Raw genomic sequence first — 16,616 nt, forward strand, 5'->3', positions numbered from 1 at the left:
TTAATTCCACCTACTGTGTTATCATTCTTGCTTCGTGCTTGATATCACGTGATAGATAGTTTTCTTGTAGATAGTTTTCTTGTTTCCCACCCAACAAAACAGGTAAAAACAATGGCTGAAGCCGCCAGTGAAATGATAAAACGCTATGATCTGCATAGCCATACGACTGCTTCAGATGGCGTTTTATCACCTGAACAGCTCGTGGACAGAGCGATTTCCATGGGCATTGATGTATTGGCAATCACTGATCATGATACGACGGAAGGTATTTCATCTGCCTTAAACTACATCCAGCAAAATAATTTGTCATTGATGTTAATATCCGGCGTTGAAATTTCGACGTTATGGCAAAATCTGGAAATTCATATCGTTGGCTTACACATTGATATCAATTCTGTTTCCTTAAGAAAATTTCTGGCTAATCAGGTTGATTTAAGGAAACAGCGTGGCATTGAAATCGGGCGTCGGTTAGCTAAAGCGGGTATTCCTGATGCGTGGGAAGGCGCATCCCGGTTAGCTAATGGCGGGCAGGTTACTCGCGGGCATTTTGCCCGTTATCTGATTGAGGCAGGCGTTGAGCCGACGATCCAGAAAGTTTTCAAAAAATATCTGGCAAAGGGAAAAATCGGTTATGTTCCGCCCCAATGGTGTTCAATCGAGCAGGCTATTGAAATCATTCACCAGGCAGGGGGGCAGGCTGTCATTGCTCATCCCGGCAGATATGGTTTGTCAATGAAATGGCTAAAACGTTTAATCGCCTGGTTTCAACAACATGGCGGTGATGCAATGGAAGTTGCGCAATGTCAGCAAGCCCCTAATGAAAGGCAACAACTTGGTCAACTGGCGAGAGAATATGGGCTGAAAGTATCACTAGGATCGGATTTTCACCAACCTTGTTCATGGATAGAACTCGGTCGTAATTTGTGGTTACCCGGTGATGTTGTACCGATATGGCACGACTGGTCACGGCTTGGGGCTGCATAGAACTTAAAGCTGCTAGAACTTAAGGCTGTATAGAAGTAGAGGTTATCATTATGAGCCAGTTTTTTTATATCCACCCTGATAATCCACAAGCCCGTCTTATTGAGCAAAGTGTAGAGGTGCTGAAAAAGGGGGGCGTTGTTATTTATCCTACTGATTCAGGCTATGCCATTGGTTGCTGCCTTGAAAATAAGGATGCCATGACCCGTATATGCCGTATCCGTCAATTGGATGGACGGCACAACTTTACACTGATGTGTCGTGATCTGTCAGAGATCTCAACGTATGCCCATGTGGACAATCAGGCGTTCCGGTTAATCAAGAATAATACTCCCGGTAATTACACCTTTATTTTACAGGCAACAAAAGAAGTCCCTCGTCGTTTAATGAACGAGAAACGTAAAACTATTGGTTTGCGCGTCCCGTCCAATCCTATTGCTCTGGCGTTACTGGAAGCAATGCGTGAGCCTTTGATGTCATGCAGCCTGATTTTGCCGGGCAATGATTTTGCCGAATCTGATCCGGAAGAGATAAAAGATACTTTGAGTAAACAAGTTGATTTAATCATTCACGGTGGCTATCTTGGGCAGCAACCGACAACGGTAGTGGATTTAACCGGGGATTCACCGGTGGTTCTTCGTGAAGGCGAAGGTGATGTGACGCCTTTTTTATAAGATGAAGTTCCCACTTTTTTATTTTTTTATCATACGACGCCTGTGAAGGCGACAGCAGAGGTTGCTCAATGAGCGATAAAACAGAGAAGTTACAAAAAATTCTTGCGCGTGCTGGTCACGGTTCACGCCGTGAAATTGAAGGATATATTCAACAGGGGCGCATTAGTGTTGATGGTAAGATCGCAACGTTGGGTGATCGAGTCGAAGTTAAACCTTCCACTAAAATCCGCTTTGACGGGCGGATCTTAAATATCAAAGAGCCGCAAAAAACAGTTTGTCGTGTCTTGGCTTATTATAAGCCAGAAGGTGAATTGTGCACCCGACATGATCCTGAAGGGCGTCCGACTGTGTTTGACCGCTTGCCGAAAATGCAGGATGCTCGCTGGATTGCTGTAGGACGTCTGGATATCAATACTTGTGGCCTGTTGTTGTTTACGACAGATGGTGAACTGGCAAACCGCCTGATGCATCCGAGCCGTGAAGTTGAACGTGAATATGCTGTTCGCGTTTTTGGTGAAGTGGACGACGCTAAATTGCGTCAGTTGAAACAAGGCGTACAACTGGAAGATGGCCCTGCTTCATTCAAAACTATCTCGTTTAAAGGTGGAGAAGGGATTAACCAATGGTACAACGTCACATTAACAGAAGGACGTAACCGTGAAGTCAGGCGTTTGTGGGAAGCCGTTGGCGTGCAGGTCAGCCGTCTGATCCGTGTCCGTTATGGTGATATTAACTTGCCGAAAGGTTTACCTCGTGGTGGTTGGGCTGAATTAGGGCTGGAGCAGACTAACTATTTACGTGAGTTAGTTGGCCTAAATGAAGAAACCGTGTCTAAGGTTGCGGTTGAACGTGAACAACGTCGTATCAAAGCCAATCAGATCCGTCGTGCAGTAAGGCGGCATGCTCAGGTGGCTTCCCGCCCAGCCGGAAAACGCCCAGCAAGCAGTTCTCGCCAAAATACGGGAAGAAAAACGACGCTTAAAGGCCGTTAATTTTCTCAGGCCGCTATTTCAGTAGAATAAAGCAGTGAGTTAACTCTACATTTGGTAAACATTTTTTCGCTGAACTTTATTTAATTTACTGGACAATATTTATTGAACATTGAGTAACTGATCTTTGAAATAGCGGCTTTCATTAGTTTGTTTTTTTAATCAATGCATTACTAATCAATACATTACCAATCAATGCCTTTTTGTGCTTTAATACCGTTCTCAAATGCATGTTTGATTGGTCGCATCTCTGTAACTGTATCCGCAAATTCACGCAGCTCACGATGACAACCTCGTCCGGTAATAATGACGGACTGATTGGCAGGGCGCTGTTTAAGGGCTGTGAGAACATCGGTAAGTTCCAGATAACCGTAGTTGACCATATATGTCAGTTCATCAAGCACAACAAGCTGGATTGCAGGATCGGATAACAGCGTCAAGGCATGTTGCCACACAGACTGGCAAGCCGCGATGTCAGCTTCACGATTTTGTGTTTCCCATGTAAACCCGGTTCCCATAACATGGAATTCAACATCGTGCTGTGTCAATAGATTCTTTTCTCCATTTTCCCATGTTCCTTTGATGAATTGGATCACACCAGCACGTTGCCCATGACCAATGGCACGGGTAACAGTGCCAAATGCAGCAGTTGTTTTCCCTTTGCCATTTCCGGTGAAGATCATGACAATGCCTCGTTCTTGCTGCGCTGCTTCAATGCGGGCATCAACTTTCTCTTTCAGACGTTGTTGTCTCTTTTGATACTGGCTGTTATCTCTTGTCATTATTCGGCTGGCCCTGCCTTACGGCCTGGTTGAGCATCAAAACTAATACCTGAATCATGCAAACTGTCCTCTCCCATCAGGTAAAGATATGCTGGCATAATATCGGCGGGTGTCTTTAACTTTGCCACATTCTCATCAGGAAATGCACTGGCACGCATAGCGGTTCGCGTTCCACCTGGATTAATGCAGTTGACTCGCAGAGGTGTATCCTGATATTCCTCTGCCAGAACCTGCATTAAACCTTCTGTAGCAAATTTGGAAACAGAATAAGCGCCCCAGCCACTTCTTCCTTCACGCCCCACACTGGAACTGGTAAATACCAAAGAACCATTGGGGGATTTCAGTAACAATGGGATCAAAACCTGAGTCAGCATGAAAGTGGCATTCACATTCACTTGCATAACATCATGCCAAAGTTGAACGGGTTGGTCTGTGATGGGAGCAACAACACCTAACAAACCAGCGTTATGTAACACGCCATCCAGACGAGGATAATGTAGTGCCAGTTCATCAGCAAAAGTCTGGTACTCTTCAGCAGTCACAGTTAAAAGATCCATTGTATAAACGGCAGCAGGTAAACCGCCCTCATATTCGATCTGCTGTTTAACTGCTTCTAGTTTTGCTGTGGTGCGCCCAAGCAAAATAACCTGTGCGCCATAGCGGGCATAAGTTAATGCCGCTTCACGACCGATACCATCACCAGCACCAGTAACTAAAATGATTTTTTGTTGCAGCAGGTCATTATTGGGTTGGTAATCTAACATCTGACTAATTTCCATAAACTGTTTTAAATCTGAAAGTGACATAAATAATTTATCATCAGAACAAAACTTAATGCTCTCGTCAAATTGACAAAAGAATGTATGCCTTTTATCTGTATGTGCTTTTATGAGCGATACTAATGAATGGTTTTGATGGAATAATTTTGATAGAACGGAATAGCTTTGATGAAAAATGGCTTTGATGACATCGAGAAAAGTAAACTGTTAGAGCGCTGTCTCAGGTTTTTAGTTAAAATGAAGTGTATTGTTCATCATAAATAATGAAGAAAGGTGGATCTGTGGAGTATTTTTCTCTATACGGACTGTTCTTGGCCAAAGTAGTGACTATAGTCTTGGCAGTCGTCATTTTGGCAGTATTTTGTATTGGAGTCAGTGTGCGTAAGACGATGCAAAAAGGAGAATTACGGCTGACTAATCTGGGTGAGTCATATAAGGAAAAGCAGCGTCAGATGCAGCAGGCTCGAATGAGTGAAGCAGAACAAAAAATCTGGCAGAAGGAGTTGAAAAAACAGCAGAAAGATGAGGCTAAACAGAAAAAGGCCGCTGCTAAAGCTGGTCAGAAAGGTTCACTGAAATCTAGCCTTTATGTTATTGATTTCAAAGGTAGTATGGATGCGCATGAGGTGGATTCTCTGCGTGAAGAGATTAGTGCTATCCTGGCTGTGGCTGACAGCAAAGATGAAGTTCTACTGCGTTTAGAAAGCCCTGGAGGAATGGTGCATGGTTATGGGCTTGCCGCATCTCAGTTAGCTCGTCTGAAACAAAAAGGTATACGTCTGACGATCGCTGTGGATAAGGTCGCAGCAAGTGGTGGTTATATGATGGCTTGTGTGGCTGATCGCATTATTGCCGCACCTTTTGCTATCATCGGTTCAATTGGCGTAGTGGCACAATTGCCAAATATCCATCGATTGCTCAAGAAAAATGATATTGACATCGAACTTCATACTGCCGGGGAGTACAAGCGTACTCTGACTCTATTAGGTGAAAATACAGAGCAAGGACGGCAGAAGTTTCAAGAAGATCTGAATGAAACTCATAAGTTATTTAAATCATTTATTCATCAACATCGTCCTGCTCTGGATGTAGAAAAAGTGGCAACAGGTGAATATTGGTATGGTACACAGGCAAAAGAGCATCATCTGATTGATGAAATCGGTGTCAGTGATGATTTTCTGATTGCACAAATTGAACACTATGAAGTTATTGGTGTCAATTACTCTCGCCGTAAACGTGTAGTGGAGCGTTTCATGGGGAGTGCAATGGAAAATGTTGATAAATTGTTTATGCGCTGGTGGCAAAAAGGCCAAAAACCGCTACTTTGACGGTGAATTGACAGTAAAAAACTAGAACGGTAAAAACGCGCAGTAAGCGCCAGCAGATATGGCGGATAATATGATGGCTTATGCTTCTATTATCCGCATTATTTTTTATAAAGTCAGTGCAAGACTTTTTTGTACCATACTTACTTAGCCGGGTTTGTTTCAGTTTGCATCTATTGTGCTTCTCAAAAAATAAGTTGTTGCGCATCGTTTTTTATCAGGTAGAGTGTGGGCTTTTCGTCGTGCAGATGGAAGATTTTGTTTACAACGGTGAAACCATACCATTGTATGATATGCGTTTGTGTATAAAATACCTCATATATTTCAAGGGGTTTGGCGGTAAAATTAAAGCCAAAGATAAAAATTAGTTGATATATTGCGAATCTATCGCAATATAAAAAGAGATCTATTTTATATACCGCAACGCAATATAACTCCGTGATTTTCGCCATCTGAAAAGAAGATAATTAGGTAAAGGTAACTATGGGTAAAGCTCTTGTTATAGTGGAGTCCCCGGCAAAAGCCAAAACAATCAATAAATATCTGGGGAATGACTACGTTGTGAAATCCAGTGTAGGCCATATCCGTGATTTGCCGACCAGTGGTGCGGCAACTCAAAAGAGTTCGAACTCATCTACCGATAAGAATAAAAAGAAAACCAAAAAAGATGAGAAAACAGCACTGATTAGCCGAATGGGAGTCGATCCCTATCATGGTTGGGTAGCGAATTATCAAATTTTGCCCGGCAAAGAGAAAGTGGTGGCAGAGCTGAAAACGCTGGCTGAAAAAGCAGCGCATATCTATCTTGCAACGGACCTTGACCGCGAAGGAGAAGCTATTGCATGGCACTTGCGGGAAGTGATCGGTGGGGATGATACGCGTTTCAGCCGCGTTGTATTTAATGAGATTACAAAGAATGCGATCACGCAGGCTTTTGATAAACCGGGTGAGTTGAACCTTGATCGTGTTAATGCCCAACAAGCCCGTCGTTTCATGGATCGTGTAGTTGGTTACATGGTTTCACCGCTACTATGGAAAAAAGTTGCCAGAGGATTGTCTGCCGGGCGGGTTCAATCCGTAGCGGTCCGGCTTGTTGTTGAACGGGAACGTGAAATCAAAGCCTTTGTTCCTGAGGAATACTGGCAGATATATGCGGATTTAATGGCTAAAGGAGACGTTGAGCTCCATATGGAAGTTACCCATAAAGAGGGGAAACCATTCAAGCCAGTTAATGCGGAGCAGGCACAAGCTGCGGTGTCTCTGCTTGAAAAAGCCAGATATAAAGTCATTGACCGCGAAGACCGTCCAACCTCAAGTAAGCCGAGTGCGCCATTTATTACTTCTACCTTGCAGCAGGCTGCCAGCACCAGACTTGGTTTTGGTGTTAAGAAAACCATGACAATGGCGCAAAAATTATATGAAGCAGGCCATATTACTTATATGCGTACTGACTCAACTAATCTAAGTCAGGATGCTTTGGGTATGGTTCGCGGTTACATTCGTGATAACTTCGGTGACAAATATCTGCCTAAAGAGGCTAACGTCTATAGTAGCAAAGAGAATTCGCAAGAAGCGCATGAAGCTATCCGGCCTTCCAATGTTGATGTCATCGCTGAAGAACTGAAAGACATGGAAGCTGATGCCCAGAAATTGTATCAGCTTATCTGGCGTCAGTTTATTGCCTGTCAGATGACACCTGCGAAATACGATTCGACTACGCTGACCGTTCAGGCCGATGATTTCGAATTGCGGGCTAAAGGCCGCACTTTGCGTTTTGATGGCTGGACAAAAGTTATGCCAGCTTTACGTAAAGGGGACGATGATCGTACTTTACCTGTTGTGGAAGCAGGCACTGATCTTGTTTTACAAAAGTTACTGCCAAGTCAGCACTTCACTAAACCACCTGCGCGTTTCAGTGAGGCTTCTCTGGTCAAAGAGTTAGAAAAACGTGGTATTGGCCGCCCATCAACTTATGCATCAATTATTTCCACTATCCAGGATCGTGGTTATGTGCGGGTTGAAAACCGCCGCTTCTATGCGGAAAAAATGGGTGAAATTGTCAATGATCGTTTGGAAGAGAATTTCAACGAATTGATGAGCTATGATTTTACAGCAAGAATGGAAGATCAGCTTGACCACGTTGCGAACGATCAAGCTGACTGGAAAGGGGTGCTGGATGAGTTTTTCATCAATTTCAGTCTGCAATTGGACGTTGCCAGCAAAGACCCAGAAGAAGGTGGGATGCGTCCGAATCCAATGGTTATCACCTCTATTGAGTGTCCGACCTGTAGTCGCCCAATGGGTATCCGCACGGCCACTACAGGCGTATTTCTTGGCTGTTCAGGTTATGCACTGTCTCCAAAAGAGCGTTGCAAACAAACCATTAACTTGATCCCGGAAAATGAGATACTGAACATTCTTGAAGGGGATGATGCGGAAACTAATGCGCTGCGTGCCCGTCGTCGTTGTAGCAAATGTGGGACGGCGATGGATAGCTATCTTATTGATATTCAGCGTAAATTACATGTTTGTGGTAATAACCCCGCGTGTGATGGTTATGAAGTAGAAAACGGAGAATTCCGTATTAAAGGTTATGATGGGCCTATTGTCGAATGTGATAAATGTGGCTCAGAAATGCACCTGAAAATGGGTCGTTTCGGTAAATATATGGGATGTACAAACGAAGAGTGTAAAAATACCCGTAAGATCCTTCGTAACGGGGAAGTTGCACCACCGAAAGAAGATCCCGTTTATTTACCTGAATTGCCATGTGAAAAATCTGATGCCTATTTTGTCCTGCGTGACGGTGCTGCTGGTGTATTTTTAGCTGCCAGTACATTCCCGAAATCACGTGAAACACGTGCACCTTTAGTTGAAGAGCTTGTGCGGTTTAAAGAGCGTCTACCGGAGAAACTGCGTTATCTGGCGGAAGCGCCTATGGCAGATCCTGAAGGCAATAAGACTATTGTACGTTTTAGCCGTAAGACGAAACAACAATATGTTTCCTCAGAGAAGAATGGTAAAGCGACCGGATGGTCAGCATTTTTTGTTGATGGCGCCTGGGTAGTTAAAGAGAAATAATGATTCTGATGCTGGATTTTTAGTCAGTGCATTGAAATATAATCAGAGAGATATTTCTTTTTTCATTTAAAGTATAAATTTTATTTCTGAAAAGCCAGTTTTTGCTACTGGCTTTTTTTGTTTTTATATAAAATAAAAGCATAATATTTCAGCAATGTGCGCTTAATAATCGTTATTGACCCTAATTATTTGTTATATATATATACAGCAAGTGTTATAGTAGTTATATGCCTATAAGAATATATTCTATATGGTTATAAGTGAATAACTATTAGCAATATAGAGCTGATTTAAACTACAAAAACATTCGTACATAATGACTACTTAGGGACAGTGCTGATATGAAATTACAGCAATTACGTTACATTGTAGAAGTGGTTAACCACAACCTGAATGTATCTTCTACGGCGGAAGGATTGTATACCTCTCAACCAGGGATCAGCAAACAGGTAAGGATGCTTGAAGATGAGCTAGGTATCCAAATATTTGCGCGTAGTGGAAAACATCTGACACACGTTACGCCGGCTGGTGAAGAGATTGTCCGTATTTCCCGTGAAGTCCTGTCAAAAATTGACTCGATTCGCTCCGTCGCCAGTGAGCATACCTATCCGGATCGTGGTTCTCTGTATATTGCCACCACACATACACAAGCAAGGTATGCTTTACCTCCCATTATTAAAGGTTTTATTAAACGTTATCCTAATGTGTCTCTTCATATGCATCAGGGTTCTCCAACCCAAATTGCAGAAGAAGTTTGTAAAGGCAATAGTGATTTTGCAATAGCAACGGAAGCGCTTCACCTTTATAGTGATCTCATCATGCTGCCTTGTTATCACTGGAATCGTTCTGTGGTAGTCACCAAAGATCATCCATTGGCAGAAAGGCAAAATGTAACCATTGAGGAGCTGGCAGAGTATCCGATTGTGACATACACCTTTGGTTTTACGGGGCGTTCCGAGTTGGATGTCGCTTTTGACCGTGCTGGCATTAAACCTAAAATCGTATTTACTGCGACAGATGCTGATGTTATTAAGACATATGTTCGTTTAGGATTGGGAGTCGGAGTTATTGCCAGTATGGCAGTAGAACCCATTCAGGACAGTGACTTGGTACGAATTGATATGCGTGATAAGTTTAGCTATAGCACAACTAAAATTGGTTTTCGTCGCAGCAGCTTCTTACGTAGTTACATGTATGACTTTATTTGGCGTTTTGCTCCACATTTAACCCGTGATGTTGTGGATAGGGCCATTGCATTGCGGTCTAATGAAGAAATTGAAGCAATGTTTAAGGATATTGAATTACCGATTGTATAAAAAAGAACCAATAAGAACCGAGGAAAATAGCAAGAGTTATTTTCCTCGGTTTTTGTCATTTGTGAATAGTGTTTTTATCTTCTGGGCCCTCTGCGGTGTTTAGCTCCTCTGGAACTTCTGTTTCCTGCTTGTGAAGGTGCTGATGGAGCTTGTCCAAAGCCTAGTGAATCATAGCTAGGAGGAGCATCATAGCCAGGGGGGGCTCCATAGGAAGGTGTTGAGGAATAGGTGGGTGGTGCTTCATAAGGAGGAGGATTATGTCCGGGTGCTGTACTAAATGGAGACTGTAAACCTCTTCTGTGGAGATTTCTGGTTCTTGGCTGTGTGAGTGGTTGTTGTAAGTTCGATGGCCCTGGAATATTCCCACTTGTATATTGTTCATAATATTCTTGTGATGGAGTAGGCGCGGATGAGGAAGAGGATTGTGAGAAAAGAAAAATGTCACATGAAGATTTAAACTTTTCTAATGCTTCATGTTTATCAGAGCAATATGATAGATGAGGTACAATAGAAAACATGTATGTACTTAGATTTATATTATAGGTATGACCACTCCACAATATATACCTTCCAGGAATATCTTGTGTGAACCCCATACTTGCCAATAGGCTATGTATAATGTCATCTGATATTTGTGGTTCATTTGGGATACGTAATCGACTGAAATCATTATATATTATGTGTAATGATCTTATTCCATCGGAGCTTCTTGTATATTCCTTAATAAGTCGGTTCTTATGTAACTGCTCGAAATACTTGGTCAAATAAATCATATATCTCTCCATAAAAACGCAAAACAATTACTATGATAAATAGTTATCCAACTATTATCACCAAAAAACAAGCAAATTATGCTAATGTATACTTGTTGTTTAGTTTCATCTGACCTGTTTTTCTCATTCTGAAATATTATTATGGAGAGATATTTTTTTAATAGGTAATAATAAGTTAATCAATTTATTCAAAATAATACAAAAAGTGGTTTATGACTCTCCTGTGCCGATACGACGTAATTTCATATAATTAGCGAGTTTTTTGTTATCTCCTGTTTTACTCGCCTGTAAGGCAGTAAAAACACCTTTTTGATCGCCTTGATTTTTATGCTGTCCTAATTTCTCTTTAGCGTGTATTTCATTAATGATAATTTTGAATCCGATAATAGCCTGTTGCTGTTTACTAAGGTACTCTTCTGGCATTAATTCGGTATTTTTCATCAACCCAGGCTCATATTTGTTGACTAATTCTTCTAAAGCCAATTGGGTTTCTTCATAGTTTAAAAATTTTGTGACACCGTAACAATGAACTGCCGTGTAGTTCCAGGTTGGAACGGCATGAATAGATTCATACCACGTGGGAGATATATAAGCGTGTGGGCCAGTAAAAACAACTAAAACATTCTGATTTTCCAGCTCTTTCCAATGCGGGTTAGCTTTGGCAATATGACCATATAAAACACCATTTTCTCCTTCATGAGGATTAAATACAAATGGAAGATGTGTTCCAGTTAAAGAGGGAGAAACTAATAACCCAAAACTATAAGTAGAAATAAATTTAGTAATATCTTCTTGGTTTTTCATTTTCATTTTGTGAGGTATATACATGCTTGTGACTCCGATATAGATTTGTTCAAGCGGCTTAAGAATAACTCTGACAAATTGGTATAGTAATCGTGTGGCTTATGTATTCAAACTACATTTAAAATTCCCCATTAAAAAAGTTATCTGATCTTTCTATTGATGATTGTTTATTTTTAAGGATAAATCGCTCAAAGGCTGTTTTGATTTCAGGATCTTCTAATGCTTGATAATCAAATAATGATACGCAGGAAGAATAGATAAATTCAACATTAATGGTTTCATTAGAAGCACAATTTGATGTGATTTCTGAATTATTTCTATCAAAATCCAGTTTATAGAGTTTCATTTTGGGAATATACATCACTTGATCTTCACTCCCAACAGCTTCAATAACACTTGCTAATGTGAGAGTGGAATAATGGTCGCTATTTTTTTTCAATCCAAGCCTGATGGCATCTCCTTGTTTTTGCAGGAATTGAGAAAAGCTTTTCATACTTGGGGACTGTGTATTCACAACAATATCCATAATGAGTTGTAGTAAATTTGTTGCAATAGAAAAACCTTTCATAACATGTTGGTATGTCTGTTCTTCAATATTTCGGATACTCACTAATGGTAGTTTACCCATAACATCACCCCAAAATTGCACATCTGTTCTGTATTGCCGTCCACGAGTATTGGAGTATTTGATGATATAATCAGTAGCAATGGAAGAAAGTGCTATCTGGATTTTCTTTATTTCATCCAGTTTCTTCATAACAGCAGATTTATCATTGAGTTGTGAAGTAATGACAAACTGAACAAGGCCATCAGTATCACTGAATCGGTGATCAGACAAGGTGAAATGGTCTTCAATATCATAAAAGAAAAATTGCTCGGCCTGTTTGATCTGATCTAAATATTCTTCACGTTTTGTGATAATTTCTTTATCCATAATTCACCTCTAATCATTAATAAACAGTAATTATTTGTAGAAAATATTCCGGGCACTAAATATCGGTTCCGCTCATCAATAAAACACATCCATTTTGTGGCTGTCATCACTAAAATTTATCAATAAATGAGGATTTACAGAGTGTTAGTAAAATGTGTAATAGCTAAATAACAATTATTCACGAATATGTTATGTTTAATGGTGTAACTGATCATAAATATAAGAATGGAGGAGTTATGTCGTTTAAGTTGAAAACGGACTGTGCCTCAACACTTTCCATTAATAGTAAATCCATTAACAGTAAATCCCTTGGCAGTAAAACCTACCATTATTACAGTCTGTCTTTGTTATCTGAGCAATTAGGTGAAATATCCCGTCTTCCGAAATCTCTGAAAGTCCTGCTTGAAAACCTCCTGCGTAACATTGATGGTGATTCTGTTGTTGAAGATGATCTGAAAGCGCTGGTGGCATGGCAACAAAGTGGTCATGCAGAGCGGGAGATTGCCTATCGTCCGGCTCGTGTATTGATGCAGGATTTTACCGGAGTACCTGCTGTAGTCGATCTTGCAGCTATGAGAGAAGCTGTTTTACGGCTTGGCGGAAATGTTGAACAAGTGAATCCATTATCTCCCGTTGATCTGGTGATTGACCATTCCGTTATGGTGGATAAATTTGGCACTGAACAGGCATTTACAGAGAATGTTAAAATCGAAATGGAACGTAACTATGAACGCTATTTATTTTTGCGTTGGGGGCAAAAAGCGTTCAATCGATTCCGCGTTGTGCCACCCGGTACGGGGATCTGTCATCAGGTTAATCTTGAGTATTTGGGTAAGGCAGTTTGGTATGAAAATCATAACGGAAAAGATTTTGTCTATCCCGATACATTGGTTGGCACAGATTCTCATACTACGATGATTAACGGGCTTGGTGTGCTCGGTTGGGGTGTTGGCGGAATTGAAGCCGAAGCGGCGATGTTAGGTCAGCCTATTTCCATGTTGATACCTGATGTGGTTGGTTTCAGACTAACAGGTAAGTTACGTGAAGGGATCACTGCAACAGATCTGGTTCTGACTGTAACACAAATGTTACGTAAGCATGGTGTGGTCGGTAAGTTTGTAGAATTTTATGGTGATGGTCTGGCTGATTTACCATTGGCAGACAGAGCAACTATCGCCAACATGTCGCCGGAATATGGTGCGACTTGTGGTTTCTTCCCTGTTGATGAAATTACATTAAATTACATGCGATTAACCGGACGCAGTGAAGATGAAATTGCACTGGTTGAAGCCTATTGCAAACAGCAGGGGTTATGGCGCAATGCAGGTGATGAACCTGTCTTCACCAGTAGTCTGGAGTTAGATATGTCTACGGTGGAAGCAAGCCTGGCCGGGCCAAAACGACCTCAGGATAGGGTTGCATTGAGCGAGGTTCCAAAGGCCTTCCAATCCGCTATGGATCTGGATCTCCAGAAAAAACAAGGGGAGCAAGCAACTGTACCTGTGACTTTTGATGACCATACTTTTTCATTACAAGAAGGTGCTGTTGTTATTGCGGCCATCACATCTTGTACAAACACCTCGAATCCCAGTGTCTTGATGACCGCAGGTTTACTTGCCAAGAAAGCGGTAGAAAAAGGTTTACAACGGCAACCGTGGGTTAAAACTTCATTGGCACCGGGATCAAAAGTTGTAACAGAGTATCTGAAACTGGCAGGGTTTATGCCTTATCTTGAAAGGCTCGGTTTTAATCTCGTGGGATATGGTTGTACCACCTGTATTGGTAACTCTGGGCCATTGCCAGATCCGATTGAGGCGGCGATTAAAAAGACTGATCTGACCGTTGGTGCGGTACTTTCCGGTAACCGGAACTTTGAAGGTCGCATTCATCCTTTGGTCAAAACCAACTGGCTGGCTTCTCCACCACTTGTCGTTGCTTATGCTCTTTCCGGTAGCATGAAGAAGGATCTGACCAGAGAACCAATAGGGCAAGACCGACAAGGCCATGATGTTTATCTGAAAGATATTTGGCCGAATAGCAGAGAAGTGGCTGAGGCAGTCGAAAAAGTTAGAACAGAGCTGTTCCATAAAGAATATAATGCTGTTTTTGACGGTGATGAAGATTGGCAGGCATTAGAGGTTGAAAGTTCAGCTACTTATTCCTGGCAGCAAGATTCAACTTATATTCGTCTTCCGCCTTTCTTCAATAATATGACACCAGAACCTGAGCCGATGACGGATATCCATCAGGCTAATATTCTGGCAATTCTGGGGGATTCGGTAACCACGGATCATATTTCTCCCGCAGGAAATATCAAAGCTGACAGTCCGGCAGGAAGATATTTACAGGAACATGGCGTTGCTCCGAAAGATTTCAATTCTTACGGTTCAAGGCGTGGAAATCATGAAGTTATGATGCGTGGAACTTTTGCTAATATTCGTATCCGCAATGAAATGGTGCCCGGTATTGAAGGGGGATATACACGTCATATTCCATCACAAACTCAGATGGCCATTTATGATGCCGCCATGCGCTATCAGGAAGAGAAGAAACCGCTGGCTGTTATTGCTGGTAAAGAGTATGGCTCTGGCTCCAGCCGTGACTGGGCGGCAAAAGGAACCAGGTTATTAGGAGTAAGGGTAGTTATTGCAGAATCTTTTGAACGCATCCACCGTTCTAACCTGATTGGTATGGGGGTATTGCCATTAGAGTTTCCGCAGGGTGTCAGTCGTAAAACCCTTAATCTGACGGGAGATGAGCATATTAATATCACTGGATTAAGTGACATCAAACCCGGTCAGGTTATTGTGGTAAAAATCACTTATACCCGTGGTGAGGAAATACGGATCAATACTCGTTGTCGTATTGATACCAACACTGAACTGGCATATTTCTATAATGATGGCATATTGCACTATGTGATCCGTAATATGTTGAAATAGAAAAACTAAATAGCGAAAGCAATATCCAGTAATATATCCAGCAATAAAAGCCACTGAGCTCAAATCTACAGAAATAAAAACTGCGCCCACACCGGCGCAGTTTTTATTTTCACAGTTTTTATTTCCTTACAGAAAGGATATTAACTGGATTTGGACAATAAATGTCCCATTAAACGAGCTTTTGTATCCAAGTAGTAAGCGTTATTGGGGTTACGCCCGACAATCAGTGGCACTCGTTCGACAATGTTAATGCCTGCTCCTAGCATAATCTCAATTTTTTGTGGATTGTTTGTCAGAAGACGAATAGCATGAACATCCAGTAACTTATACATGTCTGAACACAGAGTGAAATCCCGCTCATCAGCGGCAAAACCTAACTGATGGTTAGCTTCGACAGTATCAACGCCTTGATCTTGTAATGCATAGGCGCGAATTTTATTCAGCAGGCCAATATTACGACCTTCCTGACGGTGATACAGCAGAACACCCCGACCTTCCTTGCTGATTTGTGATAGAGCAGCCTCTAACTGAAAACCACAGTCGCATCTTAAGCTAAATAAAGCATCTCCTGTCAGGCATTCTGAATGGATGCGGGATAAAACGGGGGCATCGCCTGAAATGTCACCATACACGAGAGCAACATGGTCACGGCCTGTTTCTATCTCTTCAAATCCAATCATCATAAATTCGCCCCAGAGAGTGGGCAACTTAGCTTCAGCTACTCGTTTTAGCTGCATTTTTGTATTCATATGTTGATTTAGCTCGTTATATACCTGTTGTTTTTCAAGCCACAGCTTGTTGACGGCGTTTATTCACCTAGTCACACAGTCATCTATCATATAGCTATCTATGTTCCTGGAGATCTGTTCCTTTACCGTCATGCTGCATCTTGAATTCCATAGGGTATAAATATTGTGATACTTAGAACAATACCAGTTTGGAAATCAGCTAAAACTGCGCAAAATTTTCTCTGATTACAGCGCATGTACGCGCTCGGATTATAACAGAAATTATGTTTTTGTCCGTAAAGAAAGATGGTGGCAGAAAACACATGAGAGAAATTAATTACAGTAATTTAGCATGCTAAACTATAAACGTATTTTGGGAGAAAGGTTAGATATTGTCATTCCAATATAATGATGGAATTGCAAGGGCGCTAAGTAGAATATTGTCACAAAAAAGGAGAAATATTGCTTTGGTGCAATAAAGTGCTTCCTTTGCGTAGACGAGAAATGC

The 16,616-nt window shown here is 41.6% G+C and carries 12 protein-coding genes; 7 read left to right on the top strand and 5 right to left on the bottom strand.

Going from position 1 to position 16,616, the window contains the following annotated elements:
• Positions 1-111: 111 nt before the first annotated feature.
• The 3 genes from ABLA85_RS13605 to rluB all read left to right on the top strand — a co-directional run bounded on the left by ABLA85_RS13605 (position 112) and on the right by rluB (position 2,647).
• Entirely contained in the window at positions 112-984 is an 873-nt protein-coding gene (locus tag ABLA85_RS13605; protein WP_367964894.1) for a PHP domain-containing protein, read from the top strand.
• Positions 985-1,034: 50 nt separating this feature from the next.
• A complete protein-coding gene (locus ABLA85_RS13610; protein WP_367964896.1) occupies positions 1,035-1,655 on the top strand; it encodes an L-threonylcarbamoyladenylate synthase in 621 nt (206 codons plus the stop codon).
• Between the two features lie 68 nt (positions 1,656-1,723).
• A complete protein-coding gene (gene rluB, locus ABLA85_RS13615) occupies positions 1,724-2,647 on the top strand; it encodes a 23S rRNA pseudouridine(2605) synthase RluB (RefSeq protein ID WP_367964898.1) in 924 nt (307 codons plus the stop codon).
• Positions 2,648-2,829: 182 nt separating this feature from the next.
• On the opposite strand, the gene cobO is transcribed toward rluB, so the two are convergent.
• Both cobO and ABLA85_RS13625 read right to left on the bottom strand, forming a co-directional pair.
• Complete coding sequence (gene cobO, locus ABLA85_RS13620; protein ID WP_367964899.1) at positions 2,830-3,426, bottom strand: cob(I)yrinic acid a,c-diamide adenosyltransferase; 597 nt, start codon at positions 3,424-3,426, stop codon at positions 2,830-2,832.
• The gene (locus tag ABLA85_RS13625) at positions 3,426-4,190 is read right to left on the bottom strand and encodes a YciK family oxidoreductase (protein ID WP_367964983.1); all 765 of its coding nucleotides are present in this window, start codon (positions 4,188-4,190) and stop codon (positions 3,426-3,428) included. The genes cobO and ABLA85_RS13625 overlap by 1 nt, the downstream gene beginning before the upstream one ends.
• Before the next feature lie 296 nt (positions 4,191-4,486).
• Between ABLA85_RS13625 and sohB the strand changes: the two genes are divergently transcribed.
• From sohB to cysB, 3 genes are all read left to right on the top strand, one after another.
• Complete coding sequence (gene sohB, locus ABLA85_RS13630) at positions 4,487-5,533, top strand: protease SohB (protein WP_367964901.1); 1,047 nt, start codon at positions 4,487-4,489, stop codon at positions 5,531-5,533.
• A gap of 480 nt (positions 5,534-6,013) precedes the next feature.
• The gene (gene topA / locus ABLA85_RS13635; RefSeq protein ID WP_367964903.1) at positions 6,014-8,611 is read left to right on the top strand and encodes a type I DNA topoisomerase; all 2,598 of its coding nucleotides are present in this window, start codon (positions 6,014-6,016) and stop codon (positions 8,609-8,611) included.
• Between the two features lie 341 nt (positions 8,612-8,952).
• The gene (gene cysB, locus ABLA85_RS13640) at positions 8,953-9,927 is read left to right on the top strand and encodes an HTH-type transcriptional regulator CysB (protein ID WP_367964905.1); all 975 of its coding nucleotides are present in this window, start codon (positions 8,953-8,955) and stop codon (positions 9,925-9,927) included.
• Between the two features lie 983 nt (positions 9,928-10,910).
• Here the strand turns inward: cysB and ABLA85_RS13645 are convergent.
• Positions 10,911-11,528 carry an FMN-binding negative transcriptional regulator gene (locus ABLA85_RS13645; protein ID WP_367964907.1) on the bottom strand — a complete coding sequence of 206 codons (618 nt, stop codon included), beginning with the start codon at positions 11,526-11,528 and terminating at the stop codon, positions 10,911-10,913.
• A gap of 94 nt (positions 11,529-11,622) precedes the next feature.
• Positions 11,623-12,438 (bottom strand): hypothetical protein, encoded by an 816-nt coding sequence (locus ABLA85_RS13650; RefSeq protein WP_367964909.1) that lies wholly within the window; start codon positions 12,436-12,438, stop codon positions 11,623-11,625.
• A gap of 236 nt (positions 12,439-12,674) precedes the next feature.
• Between ABLA85_RS13650 and acnA the strand changes: the two genes are divergently transcribed.
• Positions 12,675-15,380, top strand: coding sequence for an aconitate hydratase AcnA (gene acnA / locus ABLA85_RS13655; protein WP_367964911.1), 2,706 nt, complete (start codon positions 12,675-12,677; stop codon positions 15,378-15,380).
• Between the two features lie 140 nt (positions 15,381-15,520).
• On the opposite strand, the gene ribA is transcribed toward acnA, so the two are convergent.
• Complete coding sequence (gene ribA / locus ABLA85_RS13660) at positions 15,521-16,117, bottom strand: GTP cyclohydrolase II (RefSeq protein ID WP_367964913.1); 597 nt, start codon at positions 16,115-16,117, stop codon at positions 15,521-15,523.
• Positions 16,118-16,616: the final 499 nt, after the last annotated feature.

It is taken from the genome of Xenorhabdus sp. SGI246, assembly GCF_040838225.1.
Classification (GTDB): domain Bacteria; phylum Pseudomonadota; class Gammaproteobacteria; order Enterobacterales; family Enterobacteriaceae; genus Xenorhabdus; species Xenorhabdus indica.